At 43.5% G+C, this 18,383-nt stretch carries 19 protein-coding genes; 8 read left to right on the forward strand and 11 right to left on the reverse strand.

Translation table 11 applies throughout. The annotated features are described in order from the left end of the window. The first annotated feature begins 168 nt into the window (after positions 1-168). Positions 169-420, forward strand: a complete 252-nt coding sequence (locus tag A8F94_RS18370) for a YhdB family protein (protein WP_066203700.1) — start codon at positions 169-171, stop codon at positions 418-420. 125 nt (positions 421-545) lie between these two features. On the opposite strand, the gene A8F94_RS18375 is transcribed toward A8F94_RS18370, so the two are convergent. From A8F94_RS18375 to A8F94_RS18385, 3 genes are all read right to left on the reverse strand, one after another. After that, positions 546-1,172 carry a response regulator gene (locus tag A8F94_RS18375; protein WP_066203705.1) on the reverse strand — a complete coding sequence of 209 codons (627 nt, stop codon included), beginning with the start codon at positions 1,170-1,172 and terminating at the stop codon, positions 546-548. 343 nt (positions 1,173-1,515) lie between these two features. Continuing rightward, positions 1,516-2,616: a GAF domain-containing sensor histidine kinase gene (locus tag A8F94_RS18380; protein WP_066203708.1), complete on the reverse strand. Its 1,101-nt coding sequence runs from the start codon at positions 2,614-2,616 to the stop codon at positions 1,516-1,518. A gap of 162 nt (positions 2,617-2,778) precedes the next feature. Next, on the reverse strand, positions 2,779-4,503 hold the full coding sequence (locus A8F94_RS18385; RefSeq protein WP_066203713.1) for a phospho-sugar mutase: 1,725 nt from the start codon (positions 4,501-4,503) through the stop codon (positions 2,779-2,781). A gap of 173 nt (positions 4,504-4,676) precedes the next feature. Between A8F94_RS18385 and A8F94_RS18390 the strand changes: the two genes are divergently transcribed. Then, the gene (locus A8F94_RS18390) at positions 4,677-5,111 is read left to right on the forward strand and encodes a disulfide oxidoreductase (protein ID WP_066203716.1); all 435 of its coding nucleotides are present in this window, start codon (positions 4,677-4,679) and stop codon (positions 5,109-5,111) included. Further along, positions 5,108-5,581 (forward strand): thioredoxin family protein, encoded by a 474-nt coding sequence (locus tag A8F94_RS18395; RefSeq protein ID WP_066203719.1) that lies wholly within the window; start codon positions 5,108-5,110, stop codon positions 5,579-5,581. Before A8F94_RS18390 ends, A8F94_RS18395 begins: the two co-directional genes overlap by 4 nt. 57 nt (positions 5,582-5,638) lie before the next feature. On the opposite strand, the gene A8F94_RS18400 is transcribed toward A8F94_RS18395, so the two are convergent. Then, positions 5,639-6,028 carry a DUF5365 family protein gene (locus tag A8F94_RS18400; protein ID WP_066203725.1) on the reverse strand — a complete coding sequence of 130 codons (390 nt, stop codon included), beginning with the start codon at positions 6,026-6,028 and terminating at the stop codon, positions 5,639-5,641. 119 nt (positions 6,029-6,147) lie between these two features. Between A8F94_RS18400 and A8F94_RS18405 the strand changes: the two genes are divergently transcribed. Then, complete coding sequence (locus A8F94_RS18405) at positions 6,148-7,068, forward strand: RluA family pseudouridine synthase (protein WP_066203728.1); 921 nt, start codon at positions 6,148-6,150, stop codon at positions 7,066-7,068. Between the two features lie 52 nt (positions 7,069-7,120). Here the strand turns inward: A8F94_RS18405 and A8F94_RS18410 are convergent, their stop codons facing one another. Together A8F94_RS18410 and A8F94_RS18415 are read right to left on the reverse strand one after the other, a co-directional pair. Further along, entirely contained in the window at positions 7,121-7,378 is a 258-nt protein-coding gene (locus A8F94_RS18410) for a GlsB/YeaQ/YmgE family stress response membrane protein (protein ID WP_043932198.1), read from the reverse strand. Between the two features lie 693 nt (positions 7,379-8,071). Continuing rightward, positions 8,072-8,854, reverse strand: coding sequence for an aldo/keto reductase (locus A8F94_RS18415; protein WP_077247825.1), 783 nt, complete (start codon positions 8,852-8,854; stop codon positions 8,072-8,074). A gap of 343 nt (positions 8,855-9,197) precedes the next feature. Here A8F94_RS18415 and A8F94_RS18420 point away from each other — a divergent pair, with 343 nt between their 5' ends. Beyond that, positions 9,198-9,815, forward strand: a complete 618-nt coding sequence (locus A8F94_RS18420) for a DUF47 domain-containing protein (RefSeq protein WP_066203733.1) — start codon at positions 9,198-9,200, stop codon at positions 9,813-9,815. A gap of 11 nt (positions 9,816-9,826) precedes the next feature. Further along, the gene (locus A8F94_RS18425; protein ID WP_066203735.1) at positions 9,827-10,825 is read left to right on the forward strand and encodes an inorganic phosphate transporter; all 999 of its coding nucleotides are present in this window, start codon (positions 9,827-9,829) and stop codon (positions 10,823-10,825) included. A gap of 45 nt (positions 10,826-10,870) precedes the next feature. On the opposite strand, the gene aspA is transcribed toward A8F94_RS18425, so the two are convergent. Next, the gene (gene aspA, locus A8F94_RS18430; RefSeq protein WP_441294203.1) at positions 10,871-12,313 is read right to left on the reverse strand and encodes an aspartate ammonia-lyase; all 1,443 of its coding nucleotides are present in this window, start codon (positions 12,311-12,313) and stop codon (positions 10,871-10,873) included. Positions 12,314-12,679: 366 nt separating this feature from the next. Between aspA and A8F94_RS18435 the strand changes: the two genes are divergently transcribed. Continuing rightward, positions 12,680-13,285 (forward strand): DNA-3-methyladenine glycosylase, encoded by a 606-nt coding sequence (locus A8F94_RS18435; protein WP_066203740.1) that lies wholly within the window; start codon positions 12,680-12,682, stop codon positions 13,283-13,285. 350 nt (positions 13,286-13,635) lie between these two features. Here the strand turns inward: A8F94_RS18435 and A8F94_RS18440 are convergent, their stop codons facing one another. The 4 genes from A8F94_RS18440 to A8F94_RS18455 all read right to left on the reverse strand — a co-directional run bounded on the left by A8F94_RS18440 (position 13,636) and on the right by A8F94_RS18455 (position 15,952). Beyond that, positions 13,636-14,031, reverse strand: coding sequence for a cytidine deaminase (locus A8F94_RS18440; RefSeq protein ID WP_066203743.1), 396 nt, complete (start codon positions 14,029-14,031; stop codon positions 13,636-13,638). Between the two features lie 20 nt (positions 14,032-14,051). After that, positions 14,052-14,222, reverse strand: coding sequence for a XapX domain-containing protein (locus tag A8F94_RS18445; RefSeq protein ID WP_066203747.1), 171 nt, complete (start codon positions 14,220-14,222; stop codon positions 14,052-14,054). A 20-nt stretch (positions 14,223-14,242) separates the two neighbouring features. After that, positions 14,243-14,917 (reverse strand): deoxyribose-phosphate aldolase, encoded by a 675-nt coding sequence (deoC, locus tag A8F94_RS18450; protein ID WP_066203752.1) that lies wholly within the window; start codon positions 14,915-14,917, stop codon positions 14,243-14,245. 84 nt (positions 14,918-15,001) lie between these two features. Next, positions 15,002-15,952: a sugar-binding transcriptional regulator gene (locus A8F94_RS18455; protein ID WP_066203755.1), complete on the reverse strand. Its 951-nt coding sequence runs from the start codon at positions 15,950-15,952 to the stop codon at positions 15,002-15,004. Positions 15,953-16,184: 232 nt separating this feature from the next. Here A8F94_RS18455 and A8F94_RS18460 point away from each other — a divergent pair, with 232 nt between their 5' ends. Continuing rightward, positions 16,185-18,359: an MMPL family transporter gene (locus A8F94_RS18460; RefSeq protein WP_066203757.1), complete on the forward strand. Its 2,175-nt coding sequence runs from the start codon at positions 16,185-16,187 to the stop codon at positions 18,357-18,359. Positions 18,360-18,383: the final 24 nt, after the last annotated feature.

Raw genomic sequence — 18,383 nt, forward strand, 5'->3', positions numbered from 1 at the left:
AAGGTTAGTTTTGCCAAAGTGCGGCGCCGTATTCATTGCTCATCTCATACCAAATTTATACTGCCATATGTTTGAATCCCCACTAAACGTGCATCTCCAACATTTTCAGTGAAACTTTACCCGTAAACTCCATAAACTATTTTCAACTCCTGACAGGGAGGAACCAAAATGAATAAGATGGATTACGACAGGGCGCTGTACTATACGTATCGCTCACAGTGGGATAATCTCCTGATCTTGATGGTCCGGACCCGGGACCAATTTTTAGCGAAGAAAATTGAGCACTTTCTTCACGCATATCATTATGAACATGATTATGCGGTCATTGAGCAAACCTTATACTCCCTTTTGCGTTACATCGACCATGCGCAAGAGAATCCTGAAATTGCAAGCGATGAAACTCCAGCTTACCTTTTATGAATTCCACCACCAAACATTTAAGCACAGCCAAAAAGCGGCTGTGCTCTTTTTAAAGTTAAGGGACACAATTAGAATAATCATCTCAGCAAAGGCGGTTTTCCTGTCATGAACGCGCCTGTCCTTTTCTATTTTGCAAGTCCGTTTTTGACTGCGTACAAGGCGGCTTGTGTCCTGTCGGCAAGCCCCAGCTTGCCAAGGATATTTGAGACATGGGTCTTCACGGTCTTTTCCGTTATAAATAGAGCCGAGGAGATTTCCTTGTTGCTTTTGCCGCTCGCTATTTCTTGTAGGACCTCCTTTTCTCTTCGGGTCAGCTCATCGACCTGCCTGCCTGATTTTATACTGGTTAGCAGGTGTGTGGTTGCTTTCGGGTGAATTTGTGCCTCTCCTGATACAAGCTTTCTAATTGAAGCTGCAAGCTCGTCTGGTTGCACATCCTTCAACTGATAACCTGCAGCCCCTGCTTCAATGGCCGGCAGGACATGATCCTGGTCCGAGAAACTCGTCAAAATCATCACTTTGCTCGTAGGATCCTGCTCCCTGATTTTTGCCGTAGCCGATATTCCGTCCATTACGGGCATATCCAAGTCCATTAAGGTAATATCAGGCTTCAAGTCAACGGCCAGCTTAACAGCTTCCACACCATTGGAGGCTTCACCTATAATTTCGAAATCGTCCTGTGTTTTCAAAAAAAAGGCCAGTCCACGTCTGACCACATGGTGGTCATCAGCTATTACAATTCGAATCGTCAAACTCTTCTCCCCCTCTTTCCCGCATTAACCGGCTGTAAGCCCCCCCATTAAGAGTAATCGAAGAAGCATTAGCGTGGGATAACAGCCCCTAAATGCCCGATTGGTGAAATACAGTGAAACTTGCCGCTGTGCAATTCAGCGGCATAGTTGAACCAATCGGGTTCGTAGTGCCGTTTACTCGCCGCGCTCTTTAGCGAGTTAGCGGCAGTAGAACGGGACTACCCATCGGAAGTTTCACTTTATCCCGCATTAAGGGTCAGTAAGCCTCTTTCGGAGGCAACTGTCCCTAAATACCCGATTGGTTCAACTAACCATCAGCAAAAAGCGCTGATGGAAGTTTCCCTTATAGTGGTATTTCGGCTGTCAGCTTTGTGCCTGCTCCCACAGCACTTTCAATCAAAAAATTACCGCCAAGCGCTTTTACTCTCTCTTTCATTCCTTTAAGGCCCAATGATGGCAGATCGCATCGCTCATTATAATTAAAGCCTTCACCTTGGTCACAAAGGACGACAAAAATACTGTTTTTCGAAGCTTGGATATCGATGGTTATCTTCAGCTGACCCGAATGCTTTTTGCAGTTGGCCATTGCTTCCTGGGCTACCCGCCAAATACATTCTTCAATTCGGCCCGGCAGATTCATGATCCCCTTCACATTGATTTCAGCTTCAACACCAAGCATTCCTGCATAGCTTTTTAATGCTGCAACTAATCCGTTTTCAAGCCCCTGTGGCCGCAGTTGCCATATGAGCGCTCGCATTTCATTCAACGCTTCCTGAGCAAGGCTTTGTATGTAGGAAAAGGTTTCTTCCATTTCTTTATCCTTTGCAATGGCTGCGCCGCCCCTGGCTGTCAAATTTAGTGAAAATAAAAGCTGGTTTACCGAATCATGAAGATCTCTGGCAAGCCGATTCCGTTCTGCCACCAAGGCCAGCTCTTGTTCGCGTTCGACAAGTTGAATTCTTTGGAGTGCGGCGCCAATCTGGAGGGAAACTGATTCAAGCAGAGCCAATTCATCTTTTTCAAAATGGGTTTTATGAGGCGCAGTAACATTCAGGATTCCAAATTTTTCGCGGCCTGCCTTTAGCGGAACTGTCGCATGATGGCTGAGCCCGCCTGTATCACCACAACGATTGAGAATGGCGTCCTCAAGCCGTTTGCATTCAATTATATTTGTCGCCTTATCAAGCCGGCCGTTTCTATAACGCTCCGTGCACCAGCATTCACCAAAGCACATTGGGGCATAATCGGCACGAGACAAAGCTTCAGGCAAGTTTTCGTGTGCTGCCAGCCGGTACGATCCCTCTTTGTCAAAAAGAAAAATCCATCCCGATCCAAGGCCGGTGACGTCAAGCAATTTTTGCAGAACCTCCGGCAGGATGATAGTTATATCTGTCCCCTTATTCAGAAGTTCGGCAATCTCCTTTAAAATTGAGAGCCTATCCATCCCATCCCCCCTCGTCTAAAATTATACTGCTTTTAAACTTTTTTGGAACTTTAAATTTCGAAATGTTCTGCACATAACCAATTAATAAACAAGCCGCTGAATTATTTATCGAAACTCAAAAAACCAGAAAAACCCGGCAACCAAATGGCTGCCGGGCAAAGATTAGATTTTGGAATTAACCAATTCCATAAACGCTGATTCAATTTCAGCCAATTTCTGTTTGCTTAATTCAAAGCTTCTGTCATTGACGCCAAAATAAAACTTGATCTTCGGTTCAGTGCCGGATGGACGCAGGCAAACCCATGATCCGTCCTCGAGGAAAAACTTCAAAACGTTTGATTTTGGCAAGTCTATTACAGAATTCCCTTCGGATGATGACCGGACACTTTCAAGGTAATCCTCTGATGCCGTTACCGAGAGTCCTGCCAGTGAAGAAGGGGGATCGATGCGGAAGCTCGCCATGATATTTGCGATTGCCTCTGCACCATCCTTCCCTTTCATCGTCATGGAGCGGAGCCCCTCTAGGAAGTATCCATATTTTTCGAACACTTGCATCAAGCCTTCATATAAGCTCATGCCCTTTTCCTTATAATAAGCACACACTTCAGCAGCCAAAAGAGCCGCCTGGACCGCATCCTTGTCACGGGCAAAATCGCCAATCAGATAACCGTATGATTCCTCATAGCCAAACAGGAAGGTGTTCTCGCCTGTCTTCTCATATTGCTTGATTTTTTCAGCAATGAATTTAAACCCTGTCAAAACATCAATCGTTTCCAGACCATAGACTTCGGCAATTTTCCTGCCAAGCTCAGACGTAACAATTGTTTTCAGGACAACACCGTTTTCAGGAAGTGTCCCCTTTTCCTTCTTCTGGCTTAAGATATAATCAAGCAACAGTGCACCGGTTTGGTTTCCGGTCAGGACAACGTATTCTCCTTCAGTGTTTTTGACTGCGATGCCAAGCCTGTCTGCATCAGGGTCTGTGGCAATCAGGATATCAGCATTGACCTTTTTGCCATCGCGGATAGCCAGTTCAAATGCTGCATGCTCTTCCGGGTTGGGGCTTTTCACCGTTGAGAAATCCGCGTCCGGCAGCTCCTGCTCGCTGACGACATGGACTTTATCATAGCCAAGTGCCGCCAGCCCTGCTCTTACCGGCTTGTTGGCCGTTCCATGCAGAGGGGTAAATACGATCTCAATAGGAGACTCGGAGGAAATAGCCGGGTTTTCAGAAATAGTTGTCAGTTTTTCCGTATAGGCAGCATCAATCTCAGCCCCAATTGTTTCAATTAATCCCGATGCTTTTAACGTGTCCTCACTCTCGACTTGAATTAGAAGTTCACTTTCAACCTCATTCACTTTATCAATGACCAAATCTGCTTCCTTTGGCGGCAATTGGGCACCGTCATCCCCGTATACCTTAAATCCATTATATTCAGGCGGGTTGTGGCTTGCGGTAATCACAATCCCCGCTGCGGCATTGAGATGCCTTACCGCAAATGACAATTCGGGAGTCGGCCTTAATTCATCGAACACATACGCCTTGATACCCCTCGTAGCCAAGGTTTTTGCAGCCTCCATCGCAAATTCAGGGGATTTATGCCTTGAATCATAGGCAATCGCCACCCCGCGCTGTTTTGCTTCGTTGCCTTGTTCTTCAATAAACGAAGCAAGGCCGGCAGATGCTTTACGGATTGTGTAGATGTTCATCCTGTTCGTACCTGCACCGATTTCTCCTCTCATCCCGCCCGTACCAAACTCAAGATCTTTGTAAAAAGCTTCCTCAAGCGATTTTTCGTTTCCTTTCAGCTTGTCCAGTTCGACCCGCAATTCAGGGTCGAGCCGATCAAATCCAATCCATTTTTCTGCTTTAGCTCTCCAATCCATCATTATACCTCCGCTCATAAAACTCTTACTTTTTTCTAACCATGCCAAAAAAGGGCACTAATGTGTATACCCATTATTTTATCGGGTTGCGGGCTATATTTCCAACATTCACTAATTCCAATTTATTGTACAAAAAAATGTTTTCCCTTAAGATATGAAAAAGGGGTGATACATTGAAAAAAGATAGCAGGGAGAACATTTTGTTTTTGGCCTGGGCAGCCTCCATCATCGCCATATTTGGAAGCCTCTATTTTTCTGAAATCCGAAAGTATGAACCATGTGTCCTGTGCTGGTATCAGCGGATACTCATGTACCCGATGGCCCTTCTGCTGGGAATTGCGATTGTAAAAAAAGATTACCGGATTGCCCTATACAGCGTGTGGCTGTCAGGAATCGGCATGGCTGTTTCTGCCTATCATTATTCACTGCAAAAATTATCGTTTTTGGCCAAAGCATCTCCTGAATGTGGAAGGATTCCTTGTACCGGGGAATACATTAATTGGCTTGGGTTTATCACTATTCCCTTTCTGGCTTTGACGGCTTTTGCGATTATCTTTATATGTAGCCTAATTCTTGTAAGGAAAAACAAGGGGGAATCCATCTCATGAAAAAGATACTTATTTTTCTTGGAATCATTATTATTTTATTTGCAGGAACAGCTTATCTTACCAATTTGAGCAACAAAGAAACAGTTGATGCGAAAAATCCGTATGGAAAAGACAATCTGCATCCTGAAACCGTTGCACAGCTCAAGGATCCACATTACCAAAATATCATTACTTTGAATGGCTTGAATGAAAAACTCGAAAGCGGCGAAGATGCTACTGTCTACTTTTATAGCCCAACTTGTTCGTATTGCAAAGAATCGACTCCAATTTTAATGCCACTGGCCAAAGATATGGATATAACCATTGATCAGTTGAATGTACTGGAATATGAGAGCGCATGGGATGAATTCGCGATTGAGGGAACCCCGACATTAATTCACTTTGAAGGCGGCAAGGAAGTCGCAAGGGTAACAGGCGGACAGGATAAGGAACAATACCAGCAATGGCTCGCTGACAATGTAAAAGATTAAAAAACAGCCAAAAACGCCCGCAACTTTTACCTGCAGGCGTTTTTGTTAGGACTTATTTTAGACAGGCAATTGATTGGCGGCAGGTGCGTACATATTGAAGATTGAATCTGCGCCTTTTTTTTCGGGAACGAAAGAACTATAATCAAAAGGAAAATAAAGTCCATAATCACGCAGATTATCGGCATTTTTTTCAAAGAGAGCCCTGTGGTAGTCTCCAGGCACTGGCGCTTCAAGGATAAAAATGATAGTCTGCAGGCTGGCCATCACATAGAAAGCGTCCCTCAGGGTTCCATATGAAGCGCTTTCCATATGTAGGACAGAGAGCCGTTTAAACTCCAAAATCTCTTTCTCAGTAAAATACAAAGGCAAAATCCGTGAATAAAAACAATGAATAAGTCCGTTAATTTCTTCCTCCTGGCCGGGGGTTGATGCGAAAACAATCCTCACTAAAAAGCCCACCTTTTGTTACATTTGTAAACTTCGCGTAATATACCAATAGAATAGCATATTCCAACTGTAAAAAGGCTGGTAATTTAAACCACGATTCAGGAAGGAAGGATAATCGGATGCTGACCACTAAAATGCTTGGGAACAAGCTAGAATTAACCATTCCCTTTGCCTGGCAAGGGATTACGGTCCAACAGATTTTCAGGGAAAAATGGAAAACTTCCAAAAAACAGGCACATTTATTCCGGATGGAAGGAAGAGTGACCTTCAAAGGGGAAAAAATTGGCTGGGACAAGCCGCTGGATGCTGGTTCAAAGCTCCTGATGGATCTCTTTGATACTCAACCCACGGAGGTTGAGCCTTTTTACCTTGACCTGGCGATTTTATATGAAGATGAACATGTCCTGGTTGTCAATAAACCCGCTTTTTTAAATACCCATCCCAATACTCCCGGGGAAACAGAAACACTCCTTAATGCTGTCTCCTTCCATCTTCAATCAGAAGGAAAAGGCGCTTCAGTTCAGCAAACCCATCGGCTGGACCGGGATACGACCGGAGCGATATTGTTTGCAAAACACCCATTGGCAGGCGCCATTCTGGATGGGATGCTTGAAAAGCGATTGATCAAACGAACGTATATTGCTGCGGTGTGCGGAACAGGATTAAAGAAAAAAGACACAATCAACCTGCCGATTGGGAGAGACCGGCACCATTCTGTTCGAAGAAGGGTTTCACCTTCGGGACAGGCAGCCATCACCCATTACAAAGTTCTGAAAACCGAGCCATACAATAAACTAACCTTTGTGGCCTGCCGGCTTGATACAGGCCGGACACATCAAATCAGGGTCCACTTTAGCCACATTGGCTATCCCCTGGCGGGTGATGAGCTTTACGGCGGAAGACCGCTGTTCACCAGGCAGGCCTTGCACGCTGCTAAACTTGAGTTCACCCATCCAATTACGCTCGAAAGGTTGGCTGTACGTGCTCCATTCATGGACAGCCCACCGATATTCAAGGACATTGACCTCGAAAAAATTTAGGATTTTACCAAAAAACTAAAGGCCTCCCATGGTTGGGAGGCCTTTAACCTTGTTAGTGATTAGATTTTCTGAATGCCTTCATAATCATGCTTAGCAGGAATACCAGGATAACTGCTCCAATAATGGCAGGAATTATCGCAAAGCCGCCGACTACAGGACCCCAATCGCCCAAGATCGCTGTACCTAACCATGCACCAACGAAACCTGCAATAATATTACCTATAATTCCGCCCGGAATATCCCTGCCTACTACCATCCCTGCTAACCAACCTATAATACCGCCTACTATTAATGCCCATAGAAATTCCATGTGGTTTTCACTCCTTGAAAGTTTGTGTTTGTATATTCTGCTGCAGCAGCAAACAGTTATTAGAACGGTTTGTTCCTTCGTGTCTCGCTAACTGTTTGTACCTTTAAATTACCCGCATTTTTTTATAATAAACACTCCCTTGAAAAGTAGCTTGCCCATATTTAATATTTTTATTTATCCGGCAATTTATTATCTAAATATAATGAACATGGTTGTCGTTTTATAGCAGGATTTCACTTTATTATAGAAATAGGTTGATTATTTTCTCTATACATAAGAACAACCCGCCGTTCGCGAGTTTTATCGGTGAATGAAATTCTTATACGATAGGAATGATTAAATCAAACTTTTCCTATTATATAGATTGAAAAAATAATTTTTCTAAATAGGTCTGTTTATTTCCGTTCTACATTAGGAAAGCTTCTTAGAATTTTCATCGCAGGGACAGACGTTCTTTGCCTGTCACGAGGCGCTTCGCGGACCTTAGGGGCGTGCGGTGAGCCTATCTAGCTGCTCCCACGCATGACGTTGAAAAAGCTTCCCTGAAAAAACATCGCAGGAGAAAATGCGCTTTTTGCATTTTCGAACGAACTTCGCGCCTTCCTCTCTCATCCAGGACTTCAAAAAAATTTTCAAATTCACCATATATAATAAAAAAACCTCCCTCAAAATGAGGGAGGACAAATAAATGAATTAAAAATCAAAGTTTTCGGGATCGGGTCCGAAGCGAGTATTGGCATCCAGGCCATCTATTAATGCCATATCTTCATCCGAGAGTTCAAAGTCATATATAGCAGCATTCTCCTGTAGTCTTGCAGGAGTAACAGATTTTGGAATAATCGCAACCCCGTTCTGCAAATGCCACCTTAAAATAATTTGTGCCGGTGTTTTTCCATAGTTGCCTGCAATCGCAGTTAATACAGGATCCGCTAATATCCGGCCTCTCGCTAAAGGCGACCAGGCTTGGAGCAATATCCCTTGTTCGCTGCAAAATTTCACCAAGTCCTTTTGTGCCAATACCGGGTGGAGTTCCACTTGATTAACCATTGGCTTAATCGTGCTTTGTTCCATTAAGTCTTCGAGGTGATGAATATTGAAATTACTCACCCCGATTGCCCGAACTTTTCCATTCGAATAAAGCTCTTCCAGTGCCTTCCAGGTATCTTTGTATTTTTCCTTGACCGGCCAGTGGATGAGATACAAATCAATATAGTCCAGCCCAAGCTTTTGAAGGCTTGTATCAAAGGCCTTTAGTGTGCTTTCATAACCTTGTTCACTGTTCCACACCTTTGTTGTAATGAATATTTCCTCACGGGGAATTCCGCTGTTTCTAACCGCCCGCCCGACTCCTTCTTCATTTTCATAAAGGGCGGCAGTGTCAATCAGCCTGTAGCCTAGCCGGAGTGCCTCTGCAACAGTGGCTTCTGTTTGTTTCCCCTCTTCCACTTTATATACTCCCAGTCCAAAATAGGGCATTTCGACACCGTTATGTAAGCGGAATGTATCGTTTAATGATGACAATGAAAAAATCCCTCCTTTACAGTTTCACCCTTATTCTACATGGATTTGCAGTTGCTTGCACAAGATAAGAAAATCAATTAGTACAGTTTCGGTTTGTTAAGATAAAAAAGGGTATAAGAAAAAGTAATGTAAATAACAAATAAATTTTTTGTAAACTTCATTAAAAAAACGCCTCAATAATGAACTTTATAATGTTAAGTTTTTGTAAATTTAGCGTAAACCACTTCCCAATTTCGACAAGTTTCTTATACAATTAGTAAGCTTACGAAATCATTAATCTAGTAAATGGAGGAAGACCATGGTTTTCAAGAAAAATGATAAATTCAGCAGCCTGCTAAGTGAAATCGCATCAAACCTAAAGGAAAGCGCAAATTATTTCACCGATTACAAACTGAAAAATGTCTCAGACCTCAAAATCTTTTCAGAAAGCATGAAGGAATTCGAATCCAAAGGCGATACGTTTGTCCATTCTGTTATAAAGGAATTGAACGATGCGTTCATTACACCGATTGAAAGAGAAGATATCCTCCACCTTTCAAACAGCATGGATGATGTCCTCGACGGACTTGAACATTGCGCTGCCCTATTTGAGATGTATTCCATAACAGAGGCAGATGATTATATGAAGCAATTCACAATTGCGATTCAAAGCAGTGTTTTAGAAATTGAGAAAGCTGTAACTCTGCTTGCTTCGAAAAAGCTGTTGCAAATCCGCGAGCATGCAATCTCAATTAAGGATTATGAATCAAAATGCGATGGCATCCTCCGTCAGTCTATTAAGAACCTGTTCACTGTTGAAAAGGATCCAATCCGGATTATCCAGTACAAAGAAATTTATGAGACACTCGAGGATATCGCAGATAGCTGCCAGGGAGTAGCCAATACACTTGAAACCATCATAATGAAAAACGCATAAGGAGCGGAACAATGGATCCAGTATTTATTTTAACAGTAGCGATCGTCATTTTCGCTCTTGCGTTCGATTTCATCAATGGGTTCCATGATACGGCAAATGCGATCGCAACGTCTGTTTCCACTAAGGCATTAAAACCGAGGCATGCCATTATTTTGGCTGCTGTCATGAATTTCGTGGGCGCAATGACGTTTACTGGTGTAGCAAAGACAATCACGAAGGACATTGTTGACCCTTTCACTTTGCAGAACGGTTCAATTGTTATTTTGGCTGCACTGCTGTCCGGTATAACATGGAACCTCCTGACATGGTACTATGGGATTCCGAGCAGTTCGTCACACACACTTATTGGTTCAATTGCAGGCGCTGCCATAGCCTCTGCAGGCATTAGTTCACTGAACTACACTGGTTTCCTGAAAATACTGCAGGCACTCATCTTCTCGCCAATTTTAGCTTTCGTTGTTGGTTATATTGTTTACAGCATTTTTAAAATTCTTTTCAAAGATGCCAACCTCACGAAAACAAACAGGAATTTCAGGTTTATCCAAATTGGAACTGCCGCCCTTCAATCCTATACGCATGGAACGAATGATGCCCAGAAGGCTATGGGGATTATTACGATGGCCTTAATTGCCAACAACTATGTTGACTCAACCGATATCCCATTCTGGGTTCAATTCTCCTGTGCTGTTGCAATGGGGCTTGGAACTTCGGTTGGCGGATGGAAAATCATCAAGACGGTTGGCGGCAAGATTATGAAAATCCGCCCAATCAATGGTGTTGCAGCTGATTTGACTGGCGCGATGATTATCTTTGGCGCGACTTATATTCATATGCCAGTCAGTACTACCCATGTCATTTCTTCTGGTATTCTTGGTGTAGGCGCTTCCCATCGCCTGAAGGGCGTTAAATGGGGGACTGCGCAACGGATGCTGATTACATGGGTAATCACGTTACCGATTTCGGCGACAATAGCGGCACTTTTCTACTACATCCTCAATATTTTCATTTAAAGGTAAAATGGCATCTTCCCCTTTGGGAAGATGCCATTCTTGCGTTTATGCTTCAATTAAGTTTCGTTTTCTAAGCAGCTCTTTTCCGGATATACCTGGGTCTGTCATTTCGAATGGATCAAGGATGATATCCAGTTCCTCCCGAGTCAGGACTCCCTTCTCAATGCACAGCTCCCGAACCGATTTCCCAGCCTCAATTGCCTCGTTGGCAATAGCAGCGGCTGTTTCGTATCCAACATGGGGATTAATAGCAGTTATGATCCCGACACTATTGTTTACATATTCCTCAAGCCGCTCCCGATTGGCTTCAATGCCTTCAAGGCAATAGCGCTGGAACACATCAAAAACATTTGTCATAATTTTAATCGACTGAAGCAGGTTGAAAACGAGTACCGGCTCCATTACATTCAATTCAAATTGGCCAGCCTCCGCTGCCAGACAAATCGTATGGTCATTCCCGATAACCTGGAATGCTACCTGGTTCAGCACTTCCACCATGACCGGGTTCACTTTCCCCGGCATAATCGACGAGCCAGGCTGGCGGGCAGGAAGTTTGATTTCCGCAAGACCGGCCCGCGGCCCTGAAGCCATCATCCTTAGGTCATTGGCTATTTTGGACATATTCATCATGCAAACCTTAAGGGCTGCCGAGACTTCCAGATAGCTATCCGTATTTTGGGTGGCATCGACAAGGTGGTCAGCCTTTTCCAGAGGGAAGCCACTGTATTCGGCTAGGTAGTGAACCACTCTTTCAATATAGGCGGGGTCAGCATTCAGTCCTGTACCTACTGCTGTTGCCCCCATATTTACAACATACAGATGCTGCCTTGATGTTTGGATCCTGCCAATATCCCGGCCAAGCACACGGGCATAAGCCATGAATTCCTGTCCTAGCCTGATGGGAACTGCATCCTGAAGGTGGGTTCTGCCCATCTTGATAACATGATCAAATTCGGCTGATTTTTTGAAAAATGCCTGTTGAAGCTCATCCATGTTCGCCAGCAAACCTTGCAGAGAATCCAGGACGGCAATATGAATTGCGGTTGGAAAAGCATCATTAGTGGATTGGGCCATATTAACATGAGTGTTCGGGCTGATAATATGATAGCTTCCCTTTTGTTTTCCGATTAGCTCCAGTGCCCTGTTGGCAATTACCTCATTGGCATTCATATTGACAGAAGTTCCAGCCCCGCCCTGAATAGGGTCGACAATGAATTGATCATGCCAATTGCCATCAATAATTTCGTCTGCCGCAGCAATAATAGCATCAGCAATTATTTCTTCAAGCTGCCCTGTTGCTTTATTTGCCATAGCCGCGGACCTTTTTACAATCGCCATAGCCTTGATAAGGCTCGTATCAATTTTATAGCCCGTAATTGGGAAATTTTCAACCGCACGCAGTGTTTGAATCCCATAATAGGCATCGAACGGGACCTCTTTTTTCCCAAGAAAATCTTTTTCAATTCTGTATTTATCTCTCTTGTCCAAAGTGCGCATCCCCCTTGTTAGCTCCCTTATAGTATACCTTATCAATGAAGAAGAATGTGAGCAGTGATACTTGACACTGTAAAGTCGGGGCATGGGAAAAACTTTTACATCTTTTTGTCTTCCCTGCCTGGAATGAAAATCTGCCCGTTCTTCCCAACGCCAAGGAGAGGTCCTTTAGCATACATAAGGGATTACCTTTTTAATTAAAACACTAACTACATATTAGTGTATTTGCAGAAGAATCCAGAAACAATAAAATGACTTGTAAACAAATTTATGAACATTGACTTTATTCCCTCATGTAAAAGATTACAACAGTTCCTACAGGGGAAGGTAGAAAATAAGTTTATGTTTAGGAGAAGATCAATGAATCATTCACATGTCACGCTGGAGCCCCTCGAAGATGAATTTTATGGGCAGCCTACCCTTGAACTGGCAAAGGCCTTGCTTGGCTGCATTCTTGCAAAAGAAACAGCCGATGGGATGACAGCAGGCTATATTGTCGAAACAGAAGCATATATCGGACCTTTCGACCAGGCAGCCCATAGCTATATGAACCGGAGAACGAAACGGACAGAGATCATGTTTGCAGAATCAGGCTTTGCCTACACATATGTGATGCACACCCACTGCCTTGTCAATGTCGTGAGTGGTGGCAAAGGCAATCCGGAAGCGATTTTGATCCGGGCTGTTGAACCATGCCTGGGGGAAGAATTAATGGAGAAAAGGCGAGGTATCCAAATCAGGCGGAATTTGACGAACGGACCCGGGAAACTTACAAAAGCATTAGGCATTACCATGGAGGATTACGGAAGAAAGCTGAACCAGCTCCCGCTGCTTATCGCCAAAGGATATCAGCCTTCATCCATTTCATCGGGAAAGCGGATTGGAATAGACAACTCAGGCGAGGCCCGTGATTATCCCTGGCGGTTCTGGGTTACAGGCAATGAGTTTGTATCAAGGAAATCCTAATCTTCATAGAACTTAAAGAAGCTGACCCAAAAGATATACTTTTGGGCCAGCTTCTTTTTTTATAGGTTCTGTTATTAATTATTGTTGATGTTCGTGAAGGTATGACAATCCATAGGCGGAGAATTTCCGGCTAATGTATATAGAGGCAGCTTAAGAAGCAGTATAAAAGGAGATATTCCGATTAACTACTCTAAATAAGACAAAATCCAATGAATTGTATCATATAACCGGAAAAACATCCCTTATTTTTAAGGAAATATGGCTGTTTTCCAATTTAGCAGGAATTTATCCGTTTATTTTCAAACAAAGTGAAATCAACGTTCAGTTATAACAGAACGTTCTTATAAAAATTAACCAAGGTCTATTGGCGAAAAGGCTCCTGGAAGAAGGTCCTCCGAACGGACCCTTAGGATATCACCTTTAAGATTGGTTAAAATAATATCAACGTCAGGCCCAAGCAATTCGGCTATAACCTGGCGGCAAGCCCCGCAAGGAGATACAGGCCTCTCGGTATCTGCTACTACCGCCAATGCAGAAAATTCCCTTACTCCTTCAGAGACAGCTTTAAAAATCGCGGTGCGCTCGCCGCAGTTTGCCATTGAATAGGCTGCATTTTCAATGTTGCAGCCCCGGAAAACCCGTCCATCCTTTGACAATAGCGCGGCTCCCACCCCAAATTTTGAATACGGAATATATGCGAATTCCCTTGCCTTTATGGCCTCTTGAATCAATTCTTTTTCTTCCATGTCACTGTTCCCCCTATATGTCAGCTTTGGAAAAACTTAATTAGCCACTCGAAAACGACACCGCCAAAATAAACACCAAATACACCAACAACTGCGGAAAAGACTGGTGGCGCCGGCAGAGGCAGTTTCAGAAACTTAAACAGAATTCCGACTGCCGTGCCGGCAATTAACGCAAGAATTACTTCTTTCATTGTCATTCCCTCAAATCACGTTAGTATGAACCAGTTGATGTCTCTCCTTTGACAATGGCCACCCCGGAGCTGGCACCAATCCTCGTTGCACCTGCTTCAACCATTGCAAGGGCATCTTCGCGGCTGCGGACTCCGCCTGAAGCTTTGACACCTATTTCAGGCCCCACTGTTTCACGCATTAAACGCACGTCTTCAACGGTAGCACCGCCAGTCGAAAACCCAGTGGAGGTTTTTACAAAGTCAGCACCTGCTTTTACTGAAAGCTTGCATGCCCGCACCTTCTCTTCATCAGTCAGGAGCGATGTTTCAATGATCACTTTTGTTAGCGCTTTTCCTTTTGCAGCTTCGACAACCGCACGAATATCACGCTCTACAAGTTCATCGTCACCATCCTTCAATGCTCCGATATTGATTACCATATCAACTTCCGTAGCCCCATTTTCAATAGCATTTCTCGTTTCAAATGCCTTTGTTTCAGGGGTACTGGCTCCCAATGGGAATCCAATTACTGTGCAAACCTTTACTTCAGGGGACTTTTCAAGGAGCTGAGCCGCCGTTTTTACCCAAGCCGGATTAATGCAGACAGAAGCAAATTTATACTCGCTTGCTTCTTCGGCGAGCTTTGTTATTTCTGCTCTAGTTGCATTTGCTTTTAATAGTGTATGATCGATCATTGCAGCAATGTTTTGAACCATAATGATTTCCTCCTTTTTCTTGCATTTTTACTATATCAAAAATCATGAACATCTGTAACCTATTATTTGAACAAATGTGTAACTTTAATTGGGTTTTGTTTTTTCAAGCAGGAATTGCGCCGTATATTGATCAGTAATTAAAACGTTTGCATAATGGCCGTTAAGAGCTCCGAAGATCCCCTCGACTTTATTCTGTCCCCCTGCTACCAAAATCGAATATTCCTTGCTTTTCAAATCCTCTAGATTAATGCCAAGCGTTCGCTCGTTCAAACTCTCATTGACAATCTTTCCTTCACTATCAAAAAACCGGGAACATATATCTCCAGCAGCCTTCCCGTACAAGGAATCGAGGTCGCTTTCTGAAAAGTACCCCAGCTGGAATAACAGGGATTCTTTGCGAATAGGCCCAATTGTGAACATTGCTATGTTTGACTGTTTTCCTAAGTCAAGGATTCTCTTAATATGTCGGTCTGCCTCCATTGCCTGTTTTACAACAGGATGATCGACTATTGCAGGCAGTGGCAAGTAGTGTGGAGCAGTATTGAATGCTTTGCCAAACAGGTACAGAATTTCAGAGGCGTAGGTATTTGTCTCTGAATGGCTGACTCCGCCTTTCAATTGGACAACTTTGACATTCGTCAAAGGTTTTTGCCTGAGTTCGACGGCAACATGATAGATGGTTGTCCCCCAGGTTACCCCAATAATATCCCCGTCTTTAACAATTTCATTCAGGAAACCTGCAGCCCTTTCTCCCAGAAATGTTTTAATAACCGTTCCCTCATACTGCGGAACTGAAACAACGATTGCCTTTTTCAAACCAAATCTTGATTGCAGCGCTGCTGAAAGGTTCTCAATGTTTTCAACCGGATCCTTAATTGTGATTTGGACAATGCCCTTATCCTTTGCCAGCTGCAGTAGCCTTGAGACAGTCGGGCGAGATACCCCCAGCACCTTTGAGATTTCATTTTGGTTATAATCAAGTAAATAATATAACTTTGCGGCTTCTATCACTTTGGCAAGCTTGTCTTTTTCCATACTATCACCTGCTACATCATTATGGTTATATCGTACCAAAAATGGTTGCATACTGCCCACCAATTTTACATTTGTTATTTTTAAAATGAACATTTTTTTAGATTTTTGACACAATCTCGGGGTAAAAGAATCAGAAAGATTATCTTCTTTGTCAAAATCATTGACTACATGCAAAGAAAAATATGGCAAAATGAGATAGTAGTGAGAGTGGAAATAGGAGGTCTTTCATTACATGGAACGCTTAGGAAGATTAACAAGTAAATATAAATATCCGATTCTGCTCGTTTGGGTAGCCATGATTGTTTTCTTTTCAATTTTTGCAATCAGGCTGCCGAACGTTCTGAGCGGAAACGGCTTTGAGTTTGATGGGGACTATAATGAAACGAGGGATATCCTTAAAAAGGATTTTGGCAATCCCAAATCCACGATTCTGCTTCTTTTTGAAAAAGACGCTGCAGTTGACGGGGACGAATGGAAAGAGTACATAGAGGCCACATTTACAAGGTTGGAAGACTTTAAACACGCAGAATCAGTGACCTCCCCTTTCGAAGGGCAAGGGATGGTCAAGGATGATTTCGCCTATGGAGTTATTGCCTTTGATAAGCAATCTGGGAGTCTCGCAGATGAAATCGATGAGCTGAAATCCATGTTGGTGGATAAAGATGGGATGACTGTCAAGCTGACAGGCGAGCCTGTTATTGTGAAGGACTTAAATGAAGCCAGCCAGAAGGATTTGGCTAAAGCTGAAATGATTGGCTTGCCGATTGCTTTGATTGTACTTATCCTCGCGTTTGGAAGCCTCGTCGCTGCCTCAATTCCTCTCATTATCGGGATTGTTTCAATTTTATCGGCGATGGGGATTGTTTACTTTTTCAGTTATGCCGCTGATCTTTCCATCTTTATTTTAAACATTGTCCCGATGATAGGCCTGGCGCTAAGCATTGACTTTGCGTTATTGATTATAAACCGTTTTAAGGAAGAGTTGAAAAATCACTCGGTCTCTGACAGTATTGCGATTACGGTCGCAACAGCGGGAAGGTCGATCATTTTTTCAGGATTATGTGTATTTATTGGCCTTTCAGGTCTTTTATTCATTCAGATTGACATATTTCAAAATGTTGCGCTCGGAGGAATGGCGGTTGTTTTCATTTCAGCTCTTTGCGCGATTACATTCCTGCCTGCGTTCCTTGCTTTGCTTGGAGAACGCATTAACAAGTTTACGGTAATAAAACCCGACAGAAAAAAAGGAAACCGATGGCATTCCTTTGCCCAATTTGTCATGAAACATCCTGCAAAAATGATGCTTGCGGCTTTTGCAATCTTGCTTGTCTTCTTAATCCCTGTACGTGATATGCAGCTTGTCATTCCAGGGACCGATTCGCTTCCAGCCAACTATGAATCTAGGGAAGCTTACGAGACGTTCATGGACCACTTCCAGCCTGAAGGAAAACGTGACTATCAAAAGGTTACGGTCATTCTTGAATCGGAAGATAATATAGCTGAAGGGCCAAACCTTGAAAAAGCACTGAATATTATTGACAGATTAAAAGATGACAAGCTGGTTGGCTCAGTTGAATCGTTTTTTGAAGCAGCAGGGATTTCAAGTCCCGAAGAGTATGAACAACTGAAGCTCCTCTCTTCCGGAGGCGGTGGTCAGGCTCAACAACTTCAGGCTCTGGAGGACTATTTTATTCAAGGCAATAAGATGATCGTCAATGTATTCCTCGAAACGGAAGAGCATTCGGTGGAGGCGCGCGAATGGGTGCGTACCTGGTCTGAAAAAGAATTTGGGCTCGAAACATATGTTGGCGGACATATAAAATTTGAACAGGAGATTTTCGATGAAATCTATGCGAAGGCCCCCTACGGGCTTCTGCTGATTTTCATCTCAACGTTTATTATTCTGATGATCGCATTCCGCTCATTGTTAATACCGATAAAGGCTATTCTGATGAACATGCTGAGCCTCGGCTCAACCTTCGGGATTGTCGTTTATATTTTCCAGCAAGGCCATTTTGGGATGGAGCCTGTTGAGATCGCCTTGATTTTACCGGTGTTTGTATTTTCTCTCGTTTTCGGCCTGTCAATGGACTACGAAGTGTTCCTTATTTCCAGAATTCAGGAATACTATCTGGAGACCGGCGATAACAGCAAAGCGACGATACTTGGCTTAACAACAACCAGCAAAATCATCACCTCCGCTGCTGCCATCATGATTGTTGTAACCGGGGCCTTTGCCTTCACCGGTGTCATGCCTGTCAAGCAGCTCGGCGTCGGAATCGCGATTGCGATTTTCATCGATGCAACGATTATCCGGATGGTATTAGTACCTTCCCTTATGAAACTTCTGGGCGACTGGAACTGGTGGTTTTTTGGAAGAGGAAAGAAAGCCGCGAGTACTGAATAAGTGCAAAGAGGGACGATTCTCATA

The organism is Bacillus sp. FJAT-27225 (assembly GCF_001685025.1).
Taxonomy (GTDB): Bacteria; Bacillota; Bacilli; order Bacillales; family Cytobacillaceae; genus Bacillus_D.